The sequence below is a fragment of the Streptomyces sp. NPDC059010 genome, assembly GCF_042740355.1.
Lineage (GTDB): Bacteria > Actinomycetota > Actinomycetes > Streptomycetales > Streptomycetaceae > Streptomyces.
In genome coordinates, this window is sequence record NZ_JBHYJA010000003.1 from 254,462 (window position 1) to 278,584 (window position 24,123).

The window sequence follows — 24,123 nt, forward strand, 5'->3', positions numbered from 1 at the left end:
AGCGATGACCCGATCCCAAGTCGAGGACGTGTGGCCGCTGTCGCCGCTCCAGGAAGGCCTGCTCTTCCACGCCGCCTTCGACGACCAGGGACCCGACGTCTACACCGTGCAATCGGCGCTCGCCGTCGACGGCCCACTGGACGAAACACGGTTACGTGCGTCGTGGACGGCGCTCCTGGACCGGCACGCCGCCCTGCGGGCCTGCTTCCGGCAGGTCAGCGGAGCACAGATGGTCCAGGTCATCGCACGGACCGTGACCCTGCCGTGGCGCACCGAGGACGTCTCGCACCTGCCCCAGGAGCAAGCCCGCGCCGCAGCGGAGCGCCTCGCGGAGCGCGAACGCGCCGAGCGTTTCGACCTGGCGACGGCCCCGCTGCTGCGGGTCCTGCTCGTCCGGCTCGCCGAGCACCGGCACCGCCTGGTGATCACCAGCCACCACATCCTCATGGACGGATGGTCCGCACCCGTACTGATCGGCGAACTCGCCGCCCTGTACGCGGGCGACGGCGACGTCTCGCAGCTGCCCCGCACGACGTCGTACCGGGACTATCTGCTGTGGCTCGGCAAGCAGGACAAGGAAGCCGCCCGTACCGCCTGGCGGGAGGAGCTGGCCGGGGCCGACGAGCCGACCCTGGTCGCGCCGGTCGTCCCCGACCGCCGGCCCGTCTTCCCCGGCCACGTCGACCGCGAGCTGCCGGACGAGGCCGCCCGCGCGCTGACCGAGCTGGCCCGCACCCGCGAACTGACCGTGAACACCGTGGTGCAGGGCGCGTGGGCGCTGGTCCTCGCCCGCCTGGCCGGGCGCACGGATGTGGTGTTCGGTGCCACGGCGGCCGGGCGCCCCGCGGACCTGCCCGGCGTGGAGACGATGGTGGGGCTGCTCATCAACACCCTGCCGGTGCGGGTGCGGCTCGACGGCGACCGGCCGGCCGCCGACCTGCTGCGGGACCTCCAGGAGCGGCAGTCCGCGCTGATGGGCCACCAGCACCTCGGGCTGCTGGAGGTCCAGCAACTCGCCGGACCCGGCGCGACGTTCGACACGCTCGTGATCTACGAGAACTTTCCCCGGCAGCCCGCCGGACGCGCGGGCAAGGCCGCCGCGCCCGACCTCCCGGTCATCCGCCCCGAGGGCCTGGCCCGGGAGGCGGCGCACTACCCGCTGACCCTCGTGGTCGCCCCCGGCGAGAGCACCCGGTTCCGGCTGGAGTACCGGCCCGACCTCTTCGAGAGGTCTGCCGCCGAGGCCGTCCTCGACTCCCTGGTCGGGGTCCTGGAGCAGTTGGCGGCCGACCCGGCCGTGCCGACGGGCCGTGTCCGTGTCACCGAACCGGAGCTTCCCGAGGCGAGTGCCGAGGCCGGCGTGGCACCCTCGCGCACGGTGCCCGGGCTGATCGCCGAGCGGGCCGCGGACGCCCCGGACGCCGTGGCGGTCGTAGCGGACGAACAGACCCTGACTTACGGGGAGTTGTGGGCGTCGGCGGGAAGGCTCGCGGCCTGTCTCGCGGACACGGGCGTGGCGCGCGGTGACCGCGTCGCCGTGCTGCTCGAACGGTCCGCGGACGTGGTGGTGGCCCTGCTGGCCCTGTGGCGGGCCGGGGCCGTGCAGGTGCCGGTGGACTCCGGGAACCCGGCGGAGCGGGTGGCGGCGCTCCTCGCCGACTGCGGGGCCTCGGCGGTGCTGTGCTCCGCCGCGACGCGCGCCGTGGTGCCGGAGAGCGCGAAGGGCGTGGTGGTCCTCGACGACCCGGACGTACGGACGGATGTGCTCGCGCGCCCGGCCGACCCGGCCGCCCTCCCCGTCGCCGCGCACGAGGTGGCGTACGTGATGTACACCTCCGGCTCCACGGGGGAGCCCAAGGGCGTCGCCGTTGCGCACGGCAGCGTGGCCGCGCTGGTCGGTGAGCCAGGCTGGCGCCTCGGCCCGGACGACACGGTGCTGCTGCACGCCCCGCACGCCTTCGACGCCTTCCTGTTCGAGGCGTGGGTGCCGCTGAGCGTGGGCGCCCGCGTGGTCGTCGCCGGGCCGGGTGTCGTCGACGCGCGGGAGGTACGCCGGTACGTGGCCGACGGTGTCACCACGCTGCACCTCACCGCCGGTACCTTCCGGGTGCTCGCCGGTGAGACCCCCGAGTGCTTCGCCGGGCTGCGGGAGGTGCTGACCGGCGGGGACGTGGTGCCCGTCGACGCGGCGGCCCGGGTGCGCGGCAGCTGCCCGGAGGTGGCGGTACGGCATCTGTACGGACCCACGGAGACCACCCTGTGCTTCACCTGGCACGCCTTGCGGCCCGGCGACGAGGATCTGGCCGTACTGCCGATCGGCCGTCCGCTGCCCGGCCGCCGGGCGTATGTGCTCGACCCCTTCCTCCAGCCGGTGCCGCCCGGGGCGACCGGCGAGCTCTACCTGGCGGGCGCGGCCCTGGCCCGCGGCTACTGGAACGCGCCCGGCCGGACCGCGGAACGCTTCGTCGCCTGCCCGTTCCTGCCCGGCGAACGGATGTACCGCACCGGGGACCTGGCCCGCCGGACGGCCGACGGCGAGCTGGAGTTCGCCGGCCGCGTGGACGCCCAGGTGAAGATCCGCGGGTTCCGGGTGGAACTCGGCGAGATCGAGGCCGCCCTGACCGCGCACCCGGCCGTCGCACAGGCCGTGGCCGTCGCCCGCGACGACGGTCCCGGCGGTCGGCGCCTCGTCGGCTACGTGGTCCCGGCCGCCGGAGAGACGGCGGACCCCGACCGGATACGTGAGTACGTCGCCCGGCGCCTGCCCGACTACATGGTTCCGGCCGCCGTCCTGGCCCTGGGCGCGCTGCCGGTGACCCGCAACGGCAAGGTCGACCGCAAGGCGCTGCCCGCCCCGGACTTCGCCGCCCGGGCCACCGGGCGCGGGCCGCGCACGGGGACCGAGGAGAAGCTCTGCCGTCTCTTCGCCGAGGTGCTCGACCTCGAACGCGTGGGCTCCGACGACAACTTCTTCGAACTGGGCGGGGACTCCGGCCTCGCCATGCGGCTCGCCGGCCGGATCCGTGAGGAGTTCGACGCCGAACTGCCCATCCGCCAGTTCTTCGGCTCGCCCACCCCCGCCGGGGTCGCCCGCCTCCTCGCCACCCGGGCCCGCCCCGTCCTCACCGCGGCGGGACCCGACACGGAGGGGGCGGAAGTCCCCGTCACCGCAGGCCAGTTGCAGACCTGGCTGACGGCCGGGATCGACGACGAGACGGGCGTGGACCGCATCCCGGTGGCCCTGCGGCTCACCGGCGAACTCGACAAACAGGCGCTGCGCTCGGCACTGACGGACCTCGCGGCCCGGCACGCCGTCCTGCGCACGGTCTTCCCCGGCACCCGCGGCGCGGACCTGCACCAGCGGATCCTGACCGTCGAGGAGGCCATGCCCACCGACCTCGTGCCCGAGGAGCCGGTCGATGAGCAGGAGCTGGCCGACGTCCTCGCCGATCGCGCCCGCCGCCCCTTCGACCTCGCCCGCCACATCCCCTGGACCCGGCACCTGTTCGCCCTGTCCGGCACCGACCATGTGCTGCTCCTGGTCGTGCACCGGATCGCCGCCGACGAGGACTCCGTGGACGTCCTGCTGCGCGACCTGGCCACCGCCTACGCCGCCCGCCGTGAAGGCCGGGTACCCGAACGGGCCCCGCTGCCCGTGCAGTTCGCCGACCACGCCCGCTGGGAGCGGGAGCTGCTCCAGGGCGAGCAGGCCAGGGAGAGTCTCGCGGGCGACCAGCTCGACTACTGGAAGAACACCCTCGCGGGCATCGACGCCGAACTCGCGCTGCCCGCCGACCGCCCGCGCCCGCAGGTCGCCTCCCATCGGACGGGCGCCGTGCCGCTGCGCCTCGACGCCGACCTGCACGCCCGCCTCGCCGATCTGGCCGAATCCGCCGACGTGACACCGTTCACCGTGGTGCACGGCGCGCTCGTGGCCCTTCTCGCCAGGCTCGGCGCCGGCGACGACATCACCGTCGGCACGCTGATCCCGCGGCGCGACGACCCGGCCCTCGAAGGAGTGGTGGGCCCCTTCGCCGGCCCCCTCGCCCTGCGCGGCGACGCCTCCGGCGACCCGTCCTTCACGGACCTGCTCACCCGGGCCCGGGAGACGTACCAGGAGGCCGCCGCGCACCGCGACGTGCCGTTCGAGCGGCTGGTGGACGTGCTCGGCCTGCCGCCCTCGCTGGCCCGCCACCCGGTCTTCCAGGTCATGCTCGACGTCCGCGACGAGATCGCCGACGCCTGGGACCCCTGGGAGCTCCCCGGGCTGCGCACCACCCGCCTGGAGACGGGCCCACGGGCCGCCGGTACCGACCTCTCGCTCGACCTCGCCGAACGCTATCTGTCCGACGGTGACCTCGGCGGCATCGACGGCCGGATCCGCTACGCCGTCGACCTGTTCGACGAACCCACCGTCACGGCGTTCGCGCACCGGCTCACCCGCGTCCTGGAACAGGCCGCGGCGGACCCGGAGTTGCGGCTGAGCGAACTGGACGTCTTCCTGGACGAGGACGAGCGCCGACGGGCCGTGGACCTCGGCAACGCCACCGCGGTCCCGCTCTCCGACGCCACCGCGGTGGACCTGTTCGCCGCGCAGGCCGCACGCACCCCGGCCGCCGTGGCCGTCCTCGACCAGCGGATCCCCGGCATGTACGAGGCGACCATGACGTACGAGACGCTGGACGCCCTCTCCGACGAGGTGGCCCGGCGTCTCGTGGCGGCAGGTGCGGGACCCGAGCGCGTCGTCGTCGTGGTCATGCCGCCCACCCTCATGCTGGTGATCGCGCTGCTCGGGGTCCTGAAGTCGGGGGCCGCCTGCCGCTTCGCCGACCCCTCCCGGCCCTGGGAGGGCGACGACCGCAACCCGCCCGCCGCCCTGCTGTGCGACGCCGCCGGCCCCGCACCGGCCGACACCGGCGTCCCCGTCGTCCTCCTGGACGACCCGGTGACGGACGGCACGGACCAGAACGGGCCGCCCCCGGACGGCCTGGACTCCGTTGCGGGACAGGAGGGTCGGGGCGAACCCGGCGTGAGCGAACTGCTGCCGCACCCCGACCACCCGGCCCTGGTGCTCGACAGCACCACACACCCGGGCGCCTCGGCGCTCGTCTCCCACCGCGCACTGGCCGGCCAACTGGCGCACCGTGCACGCACCGACCAGACCGAGGAACCGCTACGGCTGGACAGCCGGGCCCCGGCCGCGGACCTCGTGACCCCCCTGCTCGCCACGCTGTGCTCGGGAGGCCAGGTGACCCTGGGCACGGCAGAGCCGACACCGCTGGGCGCCGGACACGGCGCCGCGGAGACGGGTGGCCGATGGCTGGAGTACGACAGCGGCACCGACACGACCGGCGAACAGCCCCCGGCGGGACGCCAGATGGCCAACACCCGCGCGTACCTGCTGGACGACTTCCTGCGACCGGTGCCCCCGGGCGCCCTCGGCGACCTGTACCTGGCGGGCGCCTCCCTCGCCCGCGGCTACCTCGGCCGCCCCGGCACCACCGGCGAGCGGTTCGTGGCCTGCCCGTTCGGCCCGGCGGGCCAGCGCATGTTCCGCACCGGGCAGCGCGCGCGACGGGACGCGACAGGCGGGCTCACCGTGCGGGCCGGCACCGACCCCGCCACACGACGCGGACGTGCGGGCCGCCGTACCGGCACGGGAGGCGGCGACCTCAACGTACTGCTGCCGCTGCGCCCCGAGGGCAGCCGCCCGCCCCTGTTCTGCGTCCACCCCGGCATGGGTCTGAGCTGGGGATACGCCGCTGTGCTCCCGTATCTTCCGGCGGACGTGCCGGTGTACGGAATCCAGGCGCGCGGCCTGGCCCGCCCCGGGTCACTGCCCGGCAGCATCGAGGAGATGGCCGCCGACTACGCGGACGAGATCCGAGCCGCGCAGCCCTCCGGCCCCTACCACCTGCTCGGCTGGTCCATCGGCGGCACCCTCGCCCAGGCCGTGGCGGCCCGCCTTGAGGAACTCGGCGAACAGGTGGCGCTGCTCGCGCTGCTCGACGCCTACCCCAGCAGCTCCGCCCAGTCCCGGATGCGCGGCGAGGAGGGCGGACCGGGGGACGGCTACGCCGTGCTGCGGCAGGACGAGGGCGGCATCGCCGACCTGTACCGCTCCACCGGCCTGAGCGAGCAGTCCCTGGCCAACCTGGAGAAGGTCCTGCGCAACATGGCCGGCTTCACGCCCCACCACACCCCACGGACCTTCGGCGGCGACCTGCTGCTGTTCGTCGCCACCGAGGACCGCCCCGCCGATCTGCCGACGACGGACGCGGTCGCCGCCTGGCAGCCCTACGTGGGCGGACGGATCGAGTCGCACGAGATCGCCGTCAGCCACTACGACATGCTCCAGCCCGGACCCCTGGCGCAGATCATGCGCATCGTCACGGAAAAACTCTCCACGGAAGAAACCCGGAAGGACTGAGGAAATGACCAATCCCTTCGACAACGAGAACGGAACGTTCGTCGTTCTCGTCAACGACGAGGCCCAGTACTCGCTCTGGCCGAACTTCGCGGAAATACCCGAGGGCTGGACCGTCGCGCACGGCGAGGCCACCCGTCAGGAATGCCTTGAATTCATCGAGGAGAACTGGACCGACATGCGGCCCAAGAGCCTGGTCGAGGAAATGAGCCGGGCCGAGACCGCGGCGCCCTAGCGCGGAGCGCCGATGGACACCGAATCCATCGCGGCCATCGCCATCGGCGACGTCGCCGTCATCGTCGTCGCCTCGCGGCTCCTCGGCGGACTGGCCCGGCGGTGCGGTCAGCCCGAGGTCATCGGGCAGATCATCGCCGGGATCGCGCTGGGGCCCACCCTGCTCGGGCGGCTGCCCGGCAACCCGACGGACCGTCTCTTTCCGGCCGAGGTACTGCCGTTCCTCACGGTGCTCTCCCAGGTCGCCGTCGTGCTCTTCATGTTCGTCGTGGGCTACGAGATGGACCCACGGCAGCTGCGCCGGGGCGGCAGAGCCTCGACGACGGTGGCGCTGTGCGCGTTCCTGGTCCCGGCGGGCATCGGGGCCGGGCTGGCGGGAGGCCTCCCGGGGATCTTCGCCGCGGTCCGGCCGGACGGCGGGGAGGGCGCGGCCGGCCGGCCGTTCTGGATGTTCATGGCGGTCGCCCTGTCCGTCACCGCGCTGCCCGTGCTCGCCGCCATCGTCCGGGAACGCGGACTGGCGGGCACCCCGGCGGGCAGCGTGGCCACCGCCGCAGCCGGGCTCATGGATGTGGTGGCCTGGCTGCTGCTGGCCGTCGCGCTGGTCGGCACCGGCCATGCGACCGGGCCCGCCTGGCCGATGACGCTGGTGCTGAGCGCGGCGTTCGTGGTGGCGCTGTTCCTCGTCGTGCGCCCGCTGCTGGCGCGGTGGCTGGAACGGTCCGGCGCGCTGCGGGCCAACCAGCGCACGCTCGCCCTGGCGCTCGCCCTCGGCAGCGGCTGGGCCACCGCGGAACTCGGCCTGCACGCCGTGTTCGGCGGCCTGCTCGCCGGTATCGCGATGCCCCGCAGGAACGGCGTGCCGGACGCCGACGTGCTCAGGCCCATGGAGGAGAGCGCCGGCCTGCTGCTGCCGCTGTTCTTCGTGACGACGGGCCTGTCCTTCGACATCGGTTCCGTCGACGGTGACGGGGTCGGCCTGCTGGCCCTCGTCCTCGCCGTGGCCATCTTCGGCAAGCTCCTGCCCGCCTACGGCGCGGCACGCATCAGCGGCATGGACGGGCACGAGTCGGCGCTCGTCGCCGTGCTCGTGAACACCCGCGGCCTGACGGAACTGATCGTCCTCAACGTCGCCCTGGACGCCGGGATCATCGGCGAGGAACTCTTCACCATCCTCGTGCTGATGGCGCTGGTGACGACGTTCCTGACGGGGCCGCTGATTTCGCTCGTCGAGCGGTCCCAAGGGAAATGGACACGCTTGACGGTCGAACGCGGTAATTACGAGACTCATTCAAGAAGTCGGAATTCCACGGCCGGGAGGGGCGATTCCCCGGTGCGTGAAAACGCGAACAATCCCGAGGGGGGATGACCTTGCCGGAATCCGAGGAATTCGACGTCGTGGTCGTCGGCGGAGGACCCGCCGGCTCGACCCTGGCCGCACTCGTGGCGATGCAGGGACACCGAGTGCTGGTCCTGGAGAAGGAGTTCTTCCCCCGCCACCAGATCGGCGAGTCCCTGCTGCCGTCCACCGTGCACGGCGTGTGCCGGATGACCGGGGTCGCGGAGGAGCTTGCCAAGGCGGGCTTCCCGCGCAAGCGCGGCGGCACCTTCCGCTGGGGCGCCAACCCGGAACCGTGGACCTTCTCCTTCTCCGTGTCCCCGCGCATGTCCGGGCCCACGTCCTACGCGTACCAGGTGGAGCGGTCCCGCTTCGACGAGATCCTGCTGAACAACGCCCGCCGGGTGGGCGCCGACGTACGCGAGGGCTGCGCCGTCGTCGACGTCGTCGCCGACGACGAACGGGTACGCGGCGTGCGCTACACCGACGCCGACGGCGCCGAACGCCGGGCCCTCGCCTCGTTCGTCGTGGACGCCTCCGGCAACAAGAGCCGCGTGTACCAGCGGGTGGGCGGCACACGCGAGTACTCGGAGTTCTTCCGCAGCCTCGCCCTGTACGGCTACTTCGAGGGCGGCAAGCGGCTGCCCGAACCCAACTCCGGGAACATCCTGTCCGTCGCGTTCCCGAGCGGCTGGTTCTGGTACATCCCGCTCAGCGACACCCTGACCAGTGTCGGCGCGGTCGTACGGCGCGAGATGGCGGAGAAGATCCAAGGGGACCGGGACAAGGCGCTGATGGCGCTGGTCGACGAATGCCCCCTGATCGGCGAGTACCTCGCAAACGCCCGGCGCGTGACGAGCGGCCCCTACGGCGAACTCCGGGTCCGCAAGGACTACTCGTACCACCACACCACGTTCTCCCGCCCCGGCATGGTGCTGGTCGGCGACGCCGCCTGCTTCGTCGACCCGGTGTTCTCCTCCGGCGTCCACCTCGCGACGTACAGCGCGCTCCTCGCGGCCCGCTCCATCAACAGCGTCCTCGCCTCACTGGTCGACGAGCCCCGGGCGATGCGGGAGTTCGAGGCCCGCTACCGGCGTGAGTACGGCGTCTTCTACGAGTTCCTGCTCTCCTTCTACGAGATGCACCACGACGAGGACTCCTACTTCTGGCAGGCCAAGAAGGTCACCCGCACCGACCGGCCCGAGCTCCAGTCCTTCGTCGAGCTGATCGGCGGGGTCTCCTCGGGCGACCAGGTCCTCACCGACGCCGACGTAGTCGCCAAGCGGCTCGCGGCGGGCTCCGCGGAGTTCGCCGACGCGGTCGGCACGCTCGCCGGCGACGCCGACGACAGCATGGTGCCGCTGATGAAGTCGTCGGTCGTGCGCGAGGTGATGCAGGAGGGCGGCCAGGTCCAGATGCGCGCGCTCCTCGGCGCCGACGCCGAACCGGAGGCACCCCTGTTCCGCGGGGGCCTGGTGCCGTCCGCGGACGGCATGTTCTGGCAGGAGACGAGCCGGGCCGCGCGCACCGCCGACGGCGCGGGCGAGTGAGGGGGATACGCGCATGGCGCGACCGACCGACCTCTCGATGCACAACCGGCGCGACCGTCTCGCCCCCCTGCCCGAACTCACCCGGCTGGGCGCCACGGCACCGCTGACCCGCACCGACCTCACCGACGACCCGTCGGCCGGCACCGGCTGGCTCGTCACCGGGCAGGACGAGGTACGTGCCGTCCTGGGCGACACGGAACGGTTCAGCACCCAACCGCCCAGTGACAGCGGGCGGCCCGCGCAGGTGGGCAACCTCGTGCAGTACGACCCGCCCGACCACACCCGGCTGCGGCAGCTGCTCGCACCCGAGTTCACCGTCCGGCGGATGCGGGGCCTCGAACCCGCCGTCGACCGGATCGTCGAGGACTGTCTGGACTCCCTGGAGAAGGCCGGCCGGCCCGCCGACTTCATGCGCCACGTCGCCTGGTCCGTGCCGGGCATGGTGATGTGCGAGCTGTTCGGCGTACCGCGCGACGACCGGGACGAGCTGGCCCGGCTGCTCAAGGTGGGCCGCCCCGCGTTCCGGGGCCGGCGCGCCCAGGTGACCGCGGGCGGCGCCTACCTGGCGTACATGGGCCGGCTCGTGGCGCGCAAACGCCGCGAACCCGGCGACGACCTCCTCGGCAGGGTGGTGCGCGAGCACGGCGCGGAGGTCAGCGACGAGGAGCTCCTCGGACTCGGCGCGTTCGTCATGGGCTCGGGCGTCGAGAACGTGGCGGCGATGCTGGGCCTCGGCGTCCTCAGCCTCCTGGAACACCCGGCACAACTCGAACTGCTCCGCGCCCGACCGGAGTTGACCGACCGCGCGGTGGAGGAGCTCATCCGCTACCTCTCCGTGATCCCGACCGCCAGCCCCCGGATCGCACGCGAGGACGTCACCCTCGGCGGCCAGGTGATCAAGGCCGGTGACCGGGTGGCCTGTTCACTGATCGCCGCCAACCGCGGCACCCCGGAGGGCACCTCGGACGGCCTCGACATCACCCGGGACGCCACCACCCACGTGGCGCTCGGCCACGGCATCCACTACTGCATCGGCGCGTCCCTCGTCCGCATGGAACTGCGCAGCGCCTACCCGGCGGTGCTGCGCCGCTTCCCCGAGCTGCGACTGGCCGCCCCCGAGGCGGAGATCCAGTTCCGGCCGCAGGCCCCGTACGGCGTGGAAACACTGCCCGTCACCTGGTAGCCCGTCACCTGGCAGGAGGAGCCATGTCCCAGGCAGCCACGCCCGGCGCGGACACACCGGCCGCGTCCCGGGCGACCGGCCGCGGCGCCGCCGAACCCCAGCTCGTCTACGCACGCCGCGACCGGTACGCCCCGGCGGCCGACCTGCGCGACCTCGCCGACCGCGGCCCCGTCACCCGGGTCGAGGTCGGGCCGGGCACCGACGGGAAGTCCGTCTGGCTGGTCACCGGCTACGTCGAGGTCCGTCAGGTCCTCGGTGACCACGTGCGGTTCTCCACCCGCCGCCGCTTCGGGTCGAGGACCGCGACCGGCCGCGACGCCGGGGTCCGGCCCGACCCGATGGTGGGCCAGCTCATGGACTACGACCCACCCGAGCACACCCGGCTACGGCACCTCCTCACCCCCGAGTTCACCCTCCGCCGGATCCGCAGGCTCCGGCCGCGCATCGACACGATCGTCGATGAACGCCTCGACGCCCTCGCGGCGGCGGGCCCGCCCGCCGACCTGGTGCCGGCGTTCGCGCTGCCCGTGCCCGGCGCCGTGCTCTGCGAACTGATCGGGGTGCCCCGCGACGACCACGACGAGTTCCTGCGCCGCGCCCACGGCTTCCTCGCCGCCGGCCGGGGACGCGGCCGACGGGCAGCGGTGGGGGAACTCCTGTCCCGGTACATCGCCGCGATGGTGGAACGGCAGCGCCGCGACCCGGACGACGGCTTCCTCGGCATGCTGGTGCGCGAGCACAGCGACGAGATCACCGACAAGGAACTGCGGGGCGTGTGCGTCCTGCTGGTGCTGGCGAGCCTCGACAACCTCTCCGGCATGCTGGGCCTCGGCACCCTGCTGCTCCTCGAACACCCCGGCCAGCTGGCGGCCGTCCGCGACGACCCCGGCGCCGTGGACCGCGCGGTCGACGAACTGCTCCGCCATCTCACGGTGCCGCACGCGCCGACTCCCCGGATCGCCCTCACGGACGTCACCGTCGGAGGACAACTCATCAAGGAGGGCGAGTACGTCCTGTGCTCGCTGCCGATGGCCAATCGGGACCCCGCCCTGCTGGACGAGCCCGACCGCTTCGACATCACCCGGGAGTCCACCTCCCACGTCTCCTTCGGACACGGCATCCACCACTGCCTGGGCGCGCCCCTCGCCCGCATGCTGCTGGGCGTCTGCTATCCGGCCCTGTTCGGGCGCTTCCCGGGGCTGCGGCTCGCCGAGCCCGCGGCCACGGTCCCGTTCCGGGTGCACGCGCTCGCCCACGGCGTGGACCGGCTGCCGGTCACCTGGTGAGAGGAGCTGAGCGAGATGAGGGACATGAGCGAGACGGGGACCCGGACGGCGGGACCGCGCGTCGAGGTCGACCGCAACCGGTGCGTGGCCTCGGGGCAGTGCCTGGCCCATCTGCCAGCCGTCTTCGACCAGTCGGACCGGGACGGCAGGGTCCTGCTCGTCGACCCGGCACCCCGGGCCGGCCTGGTCCCGGCGGTGCGGGCCGCCGCGGACCGCTGCCCGTCCGGCGCGATCACCCTGCACGAGCCCGGCCGGCCGGGCCACGACCTGGAGGAGGAGTGATGGAGCGACATGCGGTGGATGCCGAGGAGGCGACCGTGGGGGCCACGGCGGCCGTACGAGACGTCGTGGCGCCCCTGTGGTGCGAGGCCCTACAGGTGCCCGAAGTGGCCGACGAGGACGACTTCTTCGCACTCGGCGGCCATTCGCTGGCGGCCCTGCACGTGATGACCACGATCGAGCAGACCTACCAGGTGGAACTGGGCGGTGTGCGCGACATCTGGGAGAACCCGACCCTCGGTGAGTTCGTCGCGGCGGTCGCGGCGCTCGTCACCGGCCCCGCCGAGTAGGCCCGGCCGTGCGGGCGGAAGGCGCGCAAGACATGGGGGGCGACTGTAGCCCGGCACTGCTGCCGGCGCTGCGGGAGGGCCGGGCCCGCATCGACGTGGCCGGGCAGCGCCTCGAAGGAGACGAACTGACGGGCGCAGTCGGCGCGCTCGCCCGGTCCGTGGCCGGCGCCCGCAGGGTCGCGGTCGTGGCCCACCCGAGCATCGCCACCGTCGTCGCCGTCGCCGGCGTCCTGACCGCCGGGGCCACCGCGGTCCCGCTGCACCCGGCGGCCGGTGCACACGAACGCGCCCACGTCCTGCGCGACGCCCGCGTCGACCTCGTCCTGGACGAACCCGACCTCACCGCCCGCGCCGCACCGCCCCCCGAACCACCCACCGACGGGACACCCGCGCTCGTCCTCTACACCTCCGGCTCCACGGGACCACCCAAGGGCGTCGTCGTCCCGCGCCGCGCGATCGCCGCGAGCCTCGACGCGCTCGCCGCCCTGTGGCAGTGGACCCCGGACGACGTACTCGCCCACGCCCTGCCGCTGTCCCATGTGCACGGCCTCGTCTTCGGCTCCCTCGGCCCCCTGCGCATCGGCTCCCCGCTGGTGCACACGGGCCGCTATCTCACCCCCGTACCGCACGCCACGGTCTACTTCGGCGTGCCTGCCCTGTGGGGCTCCATGGGCGCGGCCGACCTGGGGGAACTGAGCCCGGCGCGGCTGCTGGTGTCCGGAGCGGACCGGCTGCGGCGCGCGGTCGCCGAGCGCGTACTGAGGCTTTCCGGCCACCGCATCCTCAACCGGTACGCCATGACGGAGACCCTCGCCATCGCCTCACCCCGCGCGGCGGACCTGCACACCGAGCTGCCGACCGGGGCGGTGGGGCACCCGGTCCCGGGGATGCAGGTGCGGCTCGACGACACGGACGGGCCGGGCGGCGGTGAGGTCCAGGTGCGCGGCAGCGGGCTGTTCTCCGGCTATCTGGGGCGCGGCCCCGCCGTCGACGCCGACGGCTGGTTCGGCACCGGAGACCTCGGCGAGTGGCTGCCGGACGGAACGCTGAGGCTGCTCGGCCGCAAGGACACCGATCTGATCAAGAGTGGCGGCTACCGGATCGGCGCGGGCGAGGTCGAGGACGCGCTCCTCGCCCACCCGGCCGTCGTGGAGGCGGCCGTCATCGGCGTGCCCGACGACCGGCTCGGGCAGCGCGTCGCCGCGTGGATCGTGGCGGACGGCCCCGACCGCGCCGGCCTCATCTCCTTCCTCGCCGCCCGACTCGCCCCGTACAAGCTGCCGCAGGAGATCCACGTGGTGGACGCCCTGCCGCGCACCGCTCTGGGCAAGGTGCACAAAAGCTTGCTCGCGAAGGAATCCCGATCCCGATAAGTCCCGGACCACGTAAGGGAGTTGGCAGGCCATGCCGCAGTCCTTCACACCGCAGCCCGTCCCGCCGCCCGCCACGCACCGTCCGCTGGAGCTGCCGGTGCGCGAGCCCAAGCCCCGCACCCGCGGGCGGACGATGGTCATCGACCCGGGGGCACCGCTCCGCTGGTTCGAGGACGTCGTGGAGAGCGCCGGAGATCTCGTCGACCTGGTCAAGTTCGGCTGGGGGACGGCGCTCGTCACCAGCGGCATCAAACAGAAGACGGAGGTGCTGCGGCAGCACGGCATCTCCTACATGTTCGGCGGCACCCTCTTCGAGAAGTACGTGCTGCGCGGCCGGTTCGACGACTACCGCGGGCTGTGTCTGGAGCACGGCTGCGACCGGGTGGAGGTGTCCGACGGCACCATCGACCTCGCCCCGGCGGACAAGAGCCGGTACATCACCCGGCTCGCCGCGGACTTCGAGGTGATCTCCGAGGTGGGGTTCAAGGACCCCCACCGCTCCGAACTGTTCGCGCCCAGCCAGTGGATCGCCGGGATCCGACGCGATCTGGACGCGGGGGCAGGCTCGGTGATCCTGGAGGCGCGAGAGAGCGGCACCAGCGGTATCTGCCGGGCCGACGGGGAGCTGAGGTTCGGGCTCGTCGAGGATGTGCTCGACGCCGGGCTGCCCACCGATCTGCTCATCTTCGAGGCGCCCACGAAAAAACTCCAGACCTATTTCGTGAAACGGGTCGGCAGCGACGTCAATCTCGGCAACATCGCTCTCACCGATGTCATCGCCGTGGAAACACTACGGCTCGGTCTGCGCGCCGACACGCTGCTGGACGCCGAAGGGACCGGAGAATTCGGGGTGAACCCGTGAGGAATTCCGCGGACGCATTTCACATCGCCGTACCGGCCAACGACCTGGACGCCGCCGCACGGTTCTACAATCGGCTGCTCGGCTGTCCGATCGCCCGCCGCTATGCCGACCGCGTCACCTTCGACTTCTTCGGCGACCAACTCGTCTGCCATTACTCACCGGACGAACCCGTCGCGGCCCGGCCACAGCTGTACCCACGGCACTTCGGGGTGACGTTCCGCTCGCCCGCCGACTTCGACGCACTGCTGCGCCTGGTCGAGCTGAGGAAGGTGCCGGTCTTCCAGGAGGTGCGGTCCCGGTTCCAGGGAACCGTGGAGGAACACCGCACGCTGGTCCTGATCGACCCGACCGGCAACCTTCTGGAGTTCAAGCACTACACCGACCCGCGGATGATGTACTGACTCACGGCAGCCGTACGGCCCGCAGCTCCCGCGCCCCGGCCGGCGAGGCACAGCCCGCCAGCCCCAGCGCGTCGCGCAACTCCTCCGCCAGCAGTTCCAGCACCCGCCGCACCCCGGCCTGCCCGCCCGCGGCGAGCCCCCACACCGGCGGCCGGCCCACCAGCACCCCCGAGGCACCCAGGGCCAGCGCCTTGAGCACGTCCGTGCCGCTGCGGACCCCGCCGTCCACCAGCACTTCGCACGACTTCCCGACCGCCTCGGCCACCGCGGGCAGCGCCTCGACGACGGGCAGCGCGCCGTCGAGCTGGCGCCCGCCGTGGTTGGACACCACCACGGCGTCGACACCGAGCCGGGCCGCCCGTACCGCGTCCTGAGGCGCGAGGATCCCCTTCACGACGAGCGGCAGCCGCGTCGCCGACCGCAGCGTCTCCACGTCCGCCCAGGTCAGCCCGGGGGAGAACGCCGCCGCCGTGTGCGCGGCCACCGCGGAACCGTCCGTGGCGGTCAGATGGGCCGCCGACGGGGCCCCGGAGTCCAGATGCGCGGCCCGCACATGGCCGGGCAGGGCGAACCCGTTGCGCACATCGCGCGGGCGGCGCCCCATCCACGGCACGTCCACCGTGAGCACCAGCGCCTCGCAGCCCGCGTCCTCGGCGCGACGGGCCAGGTCCAGGGAACGCCCGCGCTCGCGCAGCCAGTACAGCTGGAACCACACCCGCCCGCCGGCCGCCGTCACCTCCTCCACGGGCACGCTGCTCAGCGTGGCGACCGTGAAAGGCACACCCGCGTCCCGTGCGGCCCGGCCGGCGGCCAGCTCCCCGTCCGGGTGCACCAGACGCTGGTAGGCGACCGGCGCGACCACCACCGGCATCCGCGCCGGCCGTCCGAGCAGCGACGTCTGCGTGGTGCACCCGGAGACGTCCCGCAGCACCCGCGAGGTGACGAAGACCCGGTCGAACGCAGCCCGGTTGGCCGCGAGGGTCAGCTCGCGGCCACTGCCTCCGGCGACGAAGTCCCACACCTCAGGGGGCAGTACGGCCGCCGCGGCCCGCTCGACGTCGTCCAGGTCCCGCAATTCCCCCGGCCCGGGCGGTGCGTCGAGCGCGCGGGACGTCCCCGGAGCCGGTGCCGCCGCGCCCCCGTCAGCGCTCGTCGGCACGCCGCCCCGCCCGCTCCAGCTCCACGGCCTCGTACAGGGCCTTGATGTTGGAGCTGCCGAACGTCCGCGCTCCCTTGCGTTCGATGACCTCGTGGAAGAGGGTGCGGCGCGGGTGCGTGGAGGCGGTGAACACCTGGAAGAGCTGGCCGCCGTGGTCCTCGTCGACCAGCAGGTTCGTCGACCGCAGGTCATCAAGGGTGTGCGCCTTGAGGCCGATCCGCTCGCCCAGCAGGTCGTAGTACGTCCCCGGAGTGCTGAGGAACTTCACGCCGCGCGCCGACAGCGCACGCACCGAGCGGACCGCGTCGTCGCTGGAGAACGCCAGGTGCTGGACGCCCGGCCCGTGATGGCTCTTCAGGAACTCGTCGATCTGCCCCGGCTGTGCCTCCGGGTCGGGCTCGATGAGCGTCAGGGTGACCGCCTCGGACACGGCGCTCTGCACGACCTTGGACTCCATCGCCTGGGCGCCGACGACGATGCGCTCCTGGTAGATCTCCCGGAAGCCGAGGGCGCGTTGGTAGAACCTGGCTGTCGTGTCGAGCTCGCCCGCATCGAGGCACACCGCGAGGTGGTCGACGTCCAGGAGCCCCACCTTGCCGCCGGTGGTCTCCCGGGCGCCGGGGACCGGCACGAACCCGTCCGGCAGCCCCGGGCCCGCACCGGGGGCCCGTTCCACGAGCGTGTGCACCACGTCGCCGAACCCCGAGACGACGGCCGTGACGCGCGGTCCGTCGCCCTCGTGCCGGGTGGGCCGGCGCACGGGTTCCGCACCGCCCGCCAACGCGGCGGCGAAGGCCGCGGGCACGTCGGCGGTGCGCAGGGCGATGTCGGCGACGCCGTCGCCGTGCGTGGCGACGTACGCGGACGCGGGATGCCGTGCCGAGTCCGCCTCGGTGAGCACCAGGGTCGTCCGCCCCTGGCGCAGGGCGATACCGCGGTGCCCGGCGAAGTCTCCGGTGCCGACGACCGTGAAGGCATAGCCCTCGACCCAGGCGGACACCGCCCGGTCGAGGTCGTCGACATACAACTCGACGTAATCGATGGTGAGATCGGTCAGTAAATCCGTCATGAGAGTCCTCGTGTGCTCAGAGGGTGCGGATTCAAATGCCTCGGACCGCCGCCCGAATACGCCACGCGGACTTGGCTGTTCCATTTCCGTGGGCGCCTTTACCGTAGGACGGCGAGGTCGAATACTTCTGATGCGGCCCCGATCGTACGGAGGTCGGCGGAATACCGCAGCTGTCAAAGATGAAGGACTCAGGTGATGGAAATCCTGAATTCCGAGATCATTCGAGCCGAGTTGTCCGCGGCCACCCTGCACGCCTCGCTCGGCGACGCGTCGATGGCATCCATGACCCTGCTCAACGAGATCGCCGGCACCTACCCGGACGCGATCTCCTTCGCGGCGGGCCGCCCCTACGAGGGCTTCTACGACGTGTCGCTGGTCCACGAATACCTGCGCACCTTCTGCCGGTACCTGCGCACCGAACGGGGCATGAGCGAGCCGGAGGTCGCCCGCACGCTCTTCCAGTACGGCGACACCAAGGGGATCATCTGCGACCTCGTGGCGCGCAGTCTCGCCGCGGACGAGGGCATCGAGGCCGACCCGGCGTCCGTGGTCGTCACCGTCGGCTGCCAGGAGGCGATGTTCCTGGTGCTGCGCGCGCTGCGGGCGAGCGACCGGGACATGCTGCTCGCGCCGAGCCCGACCTACGTCGGCCTGACAGGCGCCGCGCTCCTCGCCGACCTGCCCGTCCTGCCCGTGCGCACCGGCCCGTCCGGCATCGACCTCGACGACCTCGCGGACCGGCTGCGTGAGGCGCGTGCCGGGGGCCACCGCGTCCGCGCCTGCTATGTCACGCCCGACTTCGCCAACCCGGTCGGGGTGAGCATGTCGCTCCCCGACCGTCGCCGGCTCCTCGAACTCGCCGCCGCCGAAGACCTGTTGCTCCTGGAGGACAACGCCTACGGATTACTGAACAGCGCAGCCGAGCGGCCGCCCACCCTGAAGTCGCTCGACCGGCACGAACGCGTCGTCTACCTGGGGTCGTTCGCCAAGACCGGCATGCCGGGCGCCCGCGTCGGCTACGTCGTGGCCGGGCAGCGCGTGAGCGGAGGATCTGGCGGCGGCACACTGCTCGCCGACGAGCTGTCGAAGATCAAGAGCATGCTCACGGTCAACACGGCGCCCATCGCCCAGGCCGTCGTCGGCGGCAAACTGCTCGCCCACGACCACAGCATGGCCCGGGCCAACCGCCGGGAGGCGGAGGTCTACGGCCGCAACCTGCGGCAGGTGCTCGACGGCCTCGACCGGCGCCTCGGCGGGCGCACCGACGTCTTCTGGAACGCACCCACGGGCGGCTTCTTCGTCGTGCTCACCGTCCCGTTCACCGTCGACGACGAACTCCTCGCCCACGCGGCCCGGCGGCACGGCGTGCTCTTCACTCCCATGCACCACTTCTACGGCTCCACCGCCGGCCACCGGCAACTGCGCCTGTCCATCAGCACGTTGACGCCCGACCGGATCGAGGAGGGGCTGGATCGGCTGGCCGCGCTGATCGGCGAGCGGCTGTCCGAGGAAGAGGACGCGGGGGAGACCCTCCCGAGTGGTGCGCCGTGACCCTCCACACCCTGGCAGTCGTCGGCACCGGCCTCATCGGCACCTCCGTGGCACTCGCGGCGAGCAGGCACCGGGTGACCGTCTATCTCTCCGACCGGGACGAGTCCGCCCTGCACACCGCGGCCGCCCGCGGCGCCGGCCGGCCCGAACCCCCGCCCCACCCCGTCGACCTGGCGGTCCTCGCGGTGCCGCCCAGCCAGATCGCCCCGGTCCTGGCGCGGGAGCAGGCCCGGGGCCTCGCCCGCAGCTACACCGACGTGGCGAGCGTGAAGGCACGCCCCGAACGGGAGATCCTCGCCACCGCCCCCGATCCGTCCTCCTACGTCGGCGGCCACCCCATGGCCGGCCGTGAGCGGTCGGGCCCCCTCGCGGCCCGCGCCGAGCTGTTCCGGGACCGCCCGTGGGTGCTCACCCCCACGCGGTTCACCACCAAGCCCGCCTTCGAGCGAGCCGTCGGGCTGATCGCGCTGTGCGGCGGGATACCCCGGGTGATGCGGGCCCGTGCGCACGACGACGCGGTCGCCCTGACCTCCCACGCGCCGCACCTGCTGGCCAGTCTGATGGCGGCGCGGCTGCGGGACGGCCCGGTGCCGGCGTCCCGCCTCGCCGGTCAGGGACTGCGCGACGTGACCCGGATCGCCCGCGGCGACTCGCGGCTGTGGGGCGACATCGTGGAGTCCAACGCCGGTGCGGTCGCCGACGTACTCACCCGACTCCAGGAGGAGTTGGCCGGCGTGGTGGCAGCCCTGTACGACCTCGCCGAACCGGACGGCTGCGGGGGTCCCGGGCCGGAGACCCGCGGCAAGAGCAGGCACACCCTGGTGGACCTGCTGGAGCGGGGCATCGCGGGGGTGGGGGAACTGTCCGAGGACCGGGCCGAGGGCCACGACCGCTGACGGCGACGGCGCGGGGCGGCCGTCCTCTGGCATGTGCGCGGCAGATGCGCAAGGAGCCTGTATCCGAGGCGTCTGTTGTGTCCGCGCTGTGACCGCCGCCCCCGTAGAACTTGGCCCATGCCCACTACTCACAAGCGAACCGTTTCCACCCTTCTCGCGGTGTCCGCGCTGCTCACCGGCGCGTTCCTCACGGGTTGCTCCGACGACGGATCGTCGTCCGACGAGGCCAAGGCGCCCGCCGGAGCCGAAGCCTCACCCACCAGCCCCGAGGACCAGGCCCTGGCCTTCTCCAAGTGCATGCGGGACAACGGCGTGGCCGCCTTCCCCGATCCGGAGCCCGGCGGCGGTCTGGCGCTCAGCCCGGACAGCGGTATCGACCCCAACTCGGCCGAGTTCCAGCAGGCGTTGCAGGCCTGCCGGGACAAGATGCCCCAGGGCCAGGTCGGCGGCGGTCCCGGCGGCGGCGGGGAACTCGACTCCACGAAGGTCGCCGCCTGGGCGAAGTGCATGCGGGAGAACGGCCTGCCGGAGCTTCCCGACCCGGAGATCAACGGCGGCAGCATGAGCATCGACTTCGCGGCCAGCGGCATCAATCCCGGCGGCGAGGAGTGGAGGAAGGCGCGGGTAGCCTGCCAGGACAAGTGGCCCGGCGGTGCTCTCACCGGCTCCGGCGGTGGCCAGTGACCGCACCCGACGAGACCCGCGAGCGGGAACACGAGGCGGACACCGAAGCGCCGGTGCCGCAGCCGCCGGGTGACGACACCTCCGGCCCGCCGGGCGCCGCGGGCAACGGCGGTGCCCCGGACCCCTCCGTGGAGTTGGAACTGCGCAAGCCGGGCGAGGTGGCGCCGCCGGGTACCGGGGACCTGGAGACGAGGACCCCGACCGCACCGGACGTCGCCACCCGACCGGGGACGGACCTCGACACCGCCACAACGCAATCCGCGCCCGCAGGGGCGGACGGTGATGACGCGCCGGCCCCGGTGGTCTCCCGCCGGCGCCACCCCTGGCGCACCGCGGGGCTCATCGCCCTCGCGATCGCGGTCGTCGCCGGAGCCGGGGCCGCGAGCGCCGGGGTCCTGGGCGGCGACGGCTCCGGCACGGACGTGAGCGCGCCCGACGCCCCGCCCAGCACCACCGAGGTGAAGCGCACCACGCTCACCCGCAGCGAGACCGTGGACGGCACCCTTGGCCACGGCGATGTGACGGCCGTACAGGCACCGTCCGGTCCGCAGGGCGGCGGGGTCGTCACATGGGTGCCTTCCGACGGCGACGTCATCAAACGGGGCGATGCCGTCTACCGGGTCGCGGAGCAGAAGGTGCCCCTCCTGTACGGCTCGCTGCCCCTCTTTCGGCAGATGCAGGACGGCACCGAGGGCGCCGACGTGCGGATGCTGGAGAAGAACCTCGCCGCGCTCGGCTACACGGGCTTCACCGTCGACGACGAGTACACCTCCGACACCGCCGACGCCGTACGCGAATGGCAGGACGACCTGGGCCGCGAGGAGACCGGCACCGTACGGCCCGGCGACGCCGTGATCGCCGACGGCGCCCGGCGCGTCGCGGACGTGAAGGCGGTGCCCGGGGCGCCGCTCAGCGGTGCCGTGCTGACCTGGACCGGCACCGAACGTGTCGTCAGCGTCGACCTCGAAGCGCAGTACGAGGACCTGGTCCGCAAGGGCACCAAGGCCACCGTCACCCTGCCCGACGACAGCACCGTGCAGGCCGAGGTCACCGACATCGGCACCCCGAGCACCGGCCAGGACGGCGCCCCGTCCGGCGGAGGTTCGGGCGACGGCGGCTCCGGCGACTCCGACAAGGCCACGCTGCCCGTCGAGCTGAAGGTGGCCGACCAGAAGAAGCTGGGCAGCTACCAGGCCGCCGCCGTCGACGTCTCCCTGAAGGCGGAGACCCGCGAGAACGTCCTCGTGGTGCCCATCAACGCCCTGGTGGCACGGCAGGGCGGAGGCTACGCCGTGGACGTCGTCGGATCCGACGGCGAGGTGCGGCGCGCACCGGTCGAGGTCGGCATGTTCGCCGACAGCATGGTCGAGATCTCCGGCAAGGGCATCAAGGACGGCACGGTCGTGGGGGTGCCCAAGTGACCGTGACAGCGGGCCCGGTGGTCGAACTCACCGGGGTCTCCAAGGCGTACGGTGACGTCCGCGCCCTGAAGGACGCCGACCTCGTCGTCCACCGCGGTGAACTGCTCGCCGTCGTGGGCCCGTCCGGCTCCGGCAAATCCACGATGCTCAACATCATGGGCACCCTGGACAGACCCACCACCGGCACCGTCCGCATCGACGGGCACGACGTGGCCCGCCTGACCGACCGGGAACTGTCCGCCCTGCGCGCCCAGGCCATCGGGTTCGTGTTCCAGCAGTTCCATCTCGCCCACGGTGTACCGGCCCTGGACTCCGTCTCCGACGGGCTCCTCTACAGCGGCCGCACCCGCGCCGAGCGCCGCCGGCTGGCCGAACGCGCCCTGCGCAGGGTGGGGTTGGGCCACCGACTGCACCACCAGCCGCACCAGCTCTCCGGCGGCGAGAAACAGCGCGTGGCCATCGCCCGCGCGGTGCTCGGCGATCCACCGCTGCTGCTCGCCGACGAACCCACCGGCGCGCTCGACTCACGCTCCGGCGCCGTGGTGATCGACCTGCTCCATGAACTGCACCGGGCGGGCACCACCGTCGTCGTGATCACCCACGACCGGGACATCGCCGCCACACTCCCGCGCGAGGTGCGCATCAAGGACGGCGGCATCGAGTACGACACCGCGCGCGGGCACACCGGCGAAACCCCCGGCGCACCCGCGACCGGGGCCCTTCAGGAGGCCACGCGATGAGCCTGACGACGCAGCGCCCGCCGCAGGCCGGGCCGGACTCCGCCGCACGCCCCCGCCCGAAGCCCGCCCGGCTCGGCCCCGCCGACGTACTGCGGGTCGGCGGCTCCGGACTGCGGTCGAGGCCGCTGAGGGTGTTCCTGTCGGCACTCGGCATCGCGATCGGCATCGCCGCCATGGTCGGCGTGGTCGGCATCTCCACATCGAGCACGGAGGACCTCGACCGGCGGCTCGCGGCGCTGGGCACCAATCTGCTCACGGTCACCGCGGGCCAGTCGTTCACCGGCGCCGCCGCCCATCTGCCGGACGAGTCCGTCGACATGATCGGGAACATCGACGGGGTCACCGCGGTGTCCGCCGTCGGCAGGACCGACGCCAAGGTCTACCGCAACGACCACGTCCCCAAGCAGGAGACCGGCGGGCTCACGGTGTCCGCGGCCCGCACGGACCTGCCGCGCAGCGCTGGAGTGGAGATCGTCGACGGCCGCTGGCTGAATGCCGCCAACGCCCGGTACCCCGCCGTCGTCCTCGGCCCCAAGGCCGCCGAACAACTCGGCGTCTTCCGGGTCGGCACCGACACCAGGGTGTGGATCGGCGACCAGTGGTTCACCGTCGTCGGCCTGCTCGCGCCCAACGACCTGGTGCCCGAGCTGGACTCCGCCGCGCTGGTCGGCTGGCCGGTCGCGGAGGCGGAGCTGGACTTCGACGGCTACCCGACGACCGTCTACACCCGCACCGAGGAATCGGCCGTGACCGACGTCCAGTCCGTCCTCGGCCCCACCGCCAACCCCGAGAACCCCAGCGAGGCCAACGTGTCACGGCCCTCGGACGCCCTGGAGGCCAAGCAGGCCACCGACGACACGCTGAGCGGTCTGCTCCTCGGACTCGGCGCGGTCGCCCTGCTCGTCGGCGGGGTTGGCGTGGCCAACACGATGGTCATCTCCGTGCTGGAGCGCCGCTCCGAGATCGGCCTGCGCCGTTCCCTCGGCGCCACGCGCGGGCAGATCCGCACCCAGTTCCTGTGCGAGGCCCTGCTGTTGTCCGCGCTCGGCGGCCTGGGCGGCGTACTCCTCGGCATCGCCGTCACCTCCGGCTACGCCGCCTACCAGGGCTGGCCGTCCGTGGTGCCGACGTGGGCGATGGCGGGCGGCGTCGGGGCGACCCTCGTCATCGGCGGCCTGGCCGGCTTCTACCCCGCCGTACGCGCCGCCCGGCTGCCGCCCACGGAGGCACTGGCCACCACCTGACCCCGTGACCCCCATGCCGCGGGGGGCCCGCCCCCCCCCCCCCCCCCCCCCGGGGCGGGGGCCCCCCCCGCCCCGGGGGGCCGCCCCCCCCCCCGCCGGGCGCGCGGGCCCCCCCCGGGGGCCGGCGCCCCGCCG

General features: G+C 73.2%; 19 protein-coding genes. 17 read left to right on the plus strand and 2 right to left on the minus strand.

Annotated features, from left to right (window positions below; genetic code table 11):
- The first annotated feature begins 4 nt into the window (after window positions 1-4).
- Genes ACFWYS_RS04735 through ACFWYS_RS04785 form a run of 11 tightly spaced genes read left to right on the plus strand, consistent with a single transcriptional unit; the run spans window position 5 to window position 15,224 of the window.
- Window positions 5-6,430, plus strand: a complete 6,426-nt coding sequence (locus ACFWYS_RS04735; protein ID WP_384763301.1) for an amino acid adenylation domain-containing protein — start codon at window positions 5-7, stop codon at window positions 6,428-6,430.
- Between the two features lie 4 nt (window positions 6,431-6,434).
- The gene (locus ACFWYS_RS04740) at window positions 6,435-6,662 is read left to right on the plus strand and encodes an MbtH family protein (protein ID WP_384763304.1); all 228 of its coding nucleotides are present in this window, start codon (window positions 6,435-6,437) and stop codon (window positions 6,660-6,662) included.
- Window positions 6,663-6,674: 12 nt separating this feature from the next.
- The gene (locus ACFWYS_RS04745; RefSeq protein WP_384763307.1) at window positions 6,675-8,030 is read left to right on the plus strand and encodes a cation:proton antiporter; all 1,356 of its coding nucleotides are present in this window, start codon (window positions 6,675-6,677) and stop codon (window positions 8,028-8,030) included.
- Window positions 8,027-9,550: a tryptophan 7-halogenase gene (locus ACFWYS_RS04750; RefSeq protein WP_384763310.1), complete on the plus strand. Its 1,524-nt coding sequence runs from the start codon at window positions 8,027-8,029 to the stop codon at window positions 9,548-9,550. The genes ACFWYS_RS04745 and ACFWYS_RS04750 overlap by 4 nt, the downstream gene beginning before the upstream one ends.
- A gap of 13 nt (window positions 9,551-9,563) precedes the next feature.
- A complete protein-coding gene (locus ACFWYS_RS04755) occupies window positions 9,564-10,733 on the plus strand; it encodes a cytochrome P450 (RefSeq protein WP_384763313.1) in 1,170 nt (389 codons plus the stop codon).
- 23 nt (window positions 10,734-10,756) lie between these two features.
- On the plus strand, window positions 10,757-12,019 hold the full coding sequence (locus ACFWYS_RS04760) for a cytochrome P450 (protein ID WP_384763317.1): 1,263 nt from the start codon (window positions 10,757-10,759) through the stop codon (window positions 12,017-12,019).
- Window positions 12,020-12,034: 15 nt separating this feature from the next.
- On the plus strand, window positions 12,035-12,301 hold the full coding sequence (locus ACFWYS_RS04765; RefSeq protein ID WP_384763319.1) for a ferredoxin: 267 nt from the start codon (window positions 12,035-12,037) through the stop codon (window positions 12,299-12,301).
- Window positions 12,301-12,588 (plus strand): phosphopantetheine-binding protein, encoded by a 288-nt coding sequence (locus ACFWYS_RS04770; protein WP_384763322.1) that lies wholly within the window; start codon window positions 12,301-12,303, stop codon window positions 12,586-12,588. Before ACFWYS_RS04765 ends, ACFWYS_RS04770 begins: the two co-directional genes overlap by 1 nt.
- Before the next feature lie 32 nt (window positions 12,589-12,620).
- Window positions 12,621-13,961 (plus strand): AMP-binding protein, encoded by a 1,341-nt coding sequence (locus ACFWYS_RS04775; protein ID WP_384763325.1) that lies wholly within the window; start codon window positions 12,621-12,623, stop codon window positions 13,959-13,961.
- A gap of 31 nt (window positions 13,962-13,992) precedes the next feature.
- A complete protein-coding gene (locus ACFWYS_RS04780) occupies window positions 13,993-14,823 on the plus strand; it encodes a phosphosulfolactate synthase (protein ID WP_384763328.1) in 831 nt (276 codons plus the stop codon).
- Window positions 14,820-15,224 (plus strand): VOC family protein, encoded by a 405-nt coding sequence (locus ACFWYS_RS04785; RefSeq protein ID WP_384763331.1) that lies wholly within the window; start codon window positions 14,820-14,822, stop codon window positions 15,222-15,224. Before ACFWYS_RS04780 ends, ACFWYS_RS04785 begins: the two co-directional genes overlap by 4 nt.
- Before the next feature lies 1 nt (window position 15,225).
- Here the strand turns inward: ACFWYS_RS04785 and ACFWYS_RS04790 are convergent, their stop codons facing one another.
- Complete coding sequence (locus ACFWYS_RS04790; protein ID WP_384763333.1) at window positions 15,226-16,383, minus strand: alpha-hydroxy acid oxidase; 1,158 nt, start codon at window positions 16,381-16,383, stop codon at window positions 15,226-15,228.
- The gene (hppD, locus tag ACFWYS_RS04795) at window positions 16,367-17,452 is read right to left on the minus strand and encodes a 4-hydroxyphenylpyruvate dioxygenase (RefSeq protein ID WP_384763336.1); all 1,086 of its coding nucleotides are present in this window, start codon (window positions 17,450-17,452) and stop codon (window positions 16,367-16,369) included. The genes ACFWYS_RS04790 and hppD overlap by 17 nt, the downstream gene beginning before the upstream one ends.
- A 195-nt stretch (window positions 17,453-17,647) precedes the next feature.
- Between hppD and ACFWYS_RS04800 the strand changes: the two genes are divergently transcribed.
- The 6 genes from ACFWYS_RS04800 to ACFWYS_RS04825 all read left to right on the plus strand — a co-directional run bounded on the left by ACFWYS_RS04800 (window position 17,648) and on the right by ACFWYS_RS04825 (window position 23,988).
- Window positions 17,648-19,003 carry a PLP-dependent aminotransferase family protein gene (locus tag ACFWYS_RS04800; protein WP_384763339.1) on the plus strand — a complete coding sequence of 452 codons (1,356 nt, stop codon included), beginning with the start codon at window positions 17,648-17,650 and terminating at the stop codon, window positions 19,001-19,003.
- Window positions 19,000-19,899, plus strand: coding sequence for a prephenate dehydrogenase (locus ACFWYS_RS04805; RefSeq protein WP_384763342.1), 900 nt, complete (start codon window positions 19,000-19,002; stop codon window positions 19,897-19,899). Before ACFWYS_RS04800 ends, ACFWYS_RS04805 begins: the two co-directional genes overlap by 4 nt.
- A 117-nt stretch (window positions 19,900-20,016) precedes the next feature.
- Window positions 20,017-20,583 (plus strand): hypothetical protein, encoded by a 567-nt coding sequence (locus ACFWYS_RS04810; protein WP_384763344.1) that lies wholly within the window; start codon window positions 20,017-20,019, stop codon window positions 20,581-20,583.
- A complete protein-coding gene (locus ACFWYS_RS04815; RefSeq protein ID WP_384763346.1) occupies window positions 20,580-22,004 on the plus strand; it encodes a peptidoglycan-binding protein in 1,425 nt (474 codons plus the stop codon). The genes ACFWYS_RS04810 and ACFWYS_RS04815 overlap by 4 nt, the downstream gene beginning before the upstream one ends.
- Window positions 22,001-22,744 carry an ABC transporter ATP-binding protein gene (locus ACFWYS_RS04820; RefSeq protein WP_384763348.1) on the plus strand — a complete coding sequence of 248 codons (744 nt, stop codon included), beginning with the start codon at window positions 22,001-22,003 and terminating at the stop codon, window positions 22,742-22,744. The genes ACFWYS_RS04815 and ACFWYS_RS04820 overlap by 4 nt, the downstream gene beginning before the upstream one ends.
- A complete protein-coding gene (locus ACFWYS_RS04825; RefSeq protein ID WP_384763351.1) occupies window positions 22,741-23,988 on the plus strand; it encodes an ABC transporter permease in 1,248 nt (415 codons plus the stop codon). The genes ACFWYS_RS04820 and ACFWYS_RS04825 overlap by 4 nt, the downstream gene beginning before the upstream one ends.
- Window positions 23,989-24,123 lie beyond the last annotated feature (135 nt).

Coding starts and splice junctions, on each gene's coding strand:
- ACFWYS_RS04735 (WP_384763301.1), top strand. CDS start 5: ATGACCCGATCCCAAGTCGAGGACGTGTGGCCGCTGTCGCCGCTCCAG.
- ACFWYS_RS04740 (WP_384763304.1), top strand. CDS start 6,435: ATGACCAATCCCTTCGACAACGAGAACGGAACGTTCGTCGTTCTCGTC.
- ACFWYS_RS04745 (WP_384763307.1), top strand. CDS start 6,675: ATGGACACCGAATCCATCGCGGCCATCGCCATCGGCGACGTCGCCGTC.
- ACFWYS_RS04750 (WP_384763310.1), top strand. CDS start 8,027: ATGACCTTGCCGGAATCCGAGGAATTCGACGTCGTGGTCGTCGGCGGA.
- ACFWYS_RS04755 (WP_384763313.1), top strand. CDS start 9,564: ATGGCGCGACCGACCGACCTCTCGATGCACAACCGGCGCGACCGTCTC.
- ACFWYS_RS04760 (WP_384763317.1), top strand. CDS start 10,757: ATGTCCCAGGCAGCCACGCCCGGCGCGGACACACCGGCCGCGTCCCGG.
- ACFWYS_RS04765 (WP_384763319.1), top strand. CDS start 12,035: ATGAGGGACATGAGCGAGACGGGGACCCGGACGGCGGGACCGCGCGTC.
- ACFWYS_RS04770 (WP_384763322.1), top strand. CDS start 12,301: ATGGAGCGACATGCGGTGGATGCCGAGGAGGCGACCGTGGGGGCCACG.
- ACFWYS_RS04775 (WP_384763325.1), top strand. CDS start 12,621: ATGGGGGGCGACTGTAGCCCGGCACTGCTGCCGGCGCTGCGGGAGGGC.
- ACFWYS_RS04780 (WP_384763328.1), top strand. CDS start 13,993: ATGCCGCAGTCCTTCACACCGCAGCCCGTCCCGCCGCCCGCCACGCAC.
- hppD (WP_384763336.1), bottom strand. CDS start 17,452: ATGACGGATTTACTGACCGATCTCACCATCGATTACGTCGAGTTGTAT.
- ACFWYS_RS04800 (WP_384763339.1), top strand. CDS start 17,648: ATGGAAATCCTGAATTCCGAGATCATTCGAGCCGAGTTGTCCGCGGCC.
- ACFWYS_RS04810 (WP_384763344.1), top strand. CDS start 20,017: ATGCCCACTACTCACAAGCGAACCGTTTCCACCCTTCTCGCGGTGTCC.
- ACFWYS_RS04825 (WP_384763351.1), top strand. CDS start 22,741: ATGAGCCTGACGACGCAGCGCCCGCCGCAGGCCGGGCCGGACTCCGCC.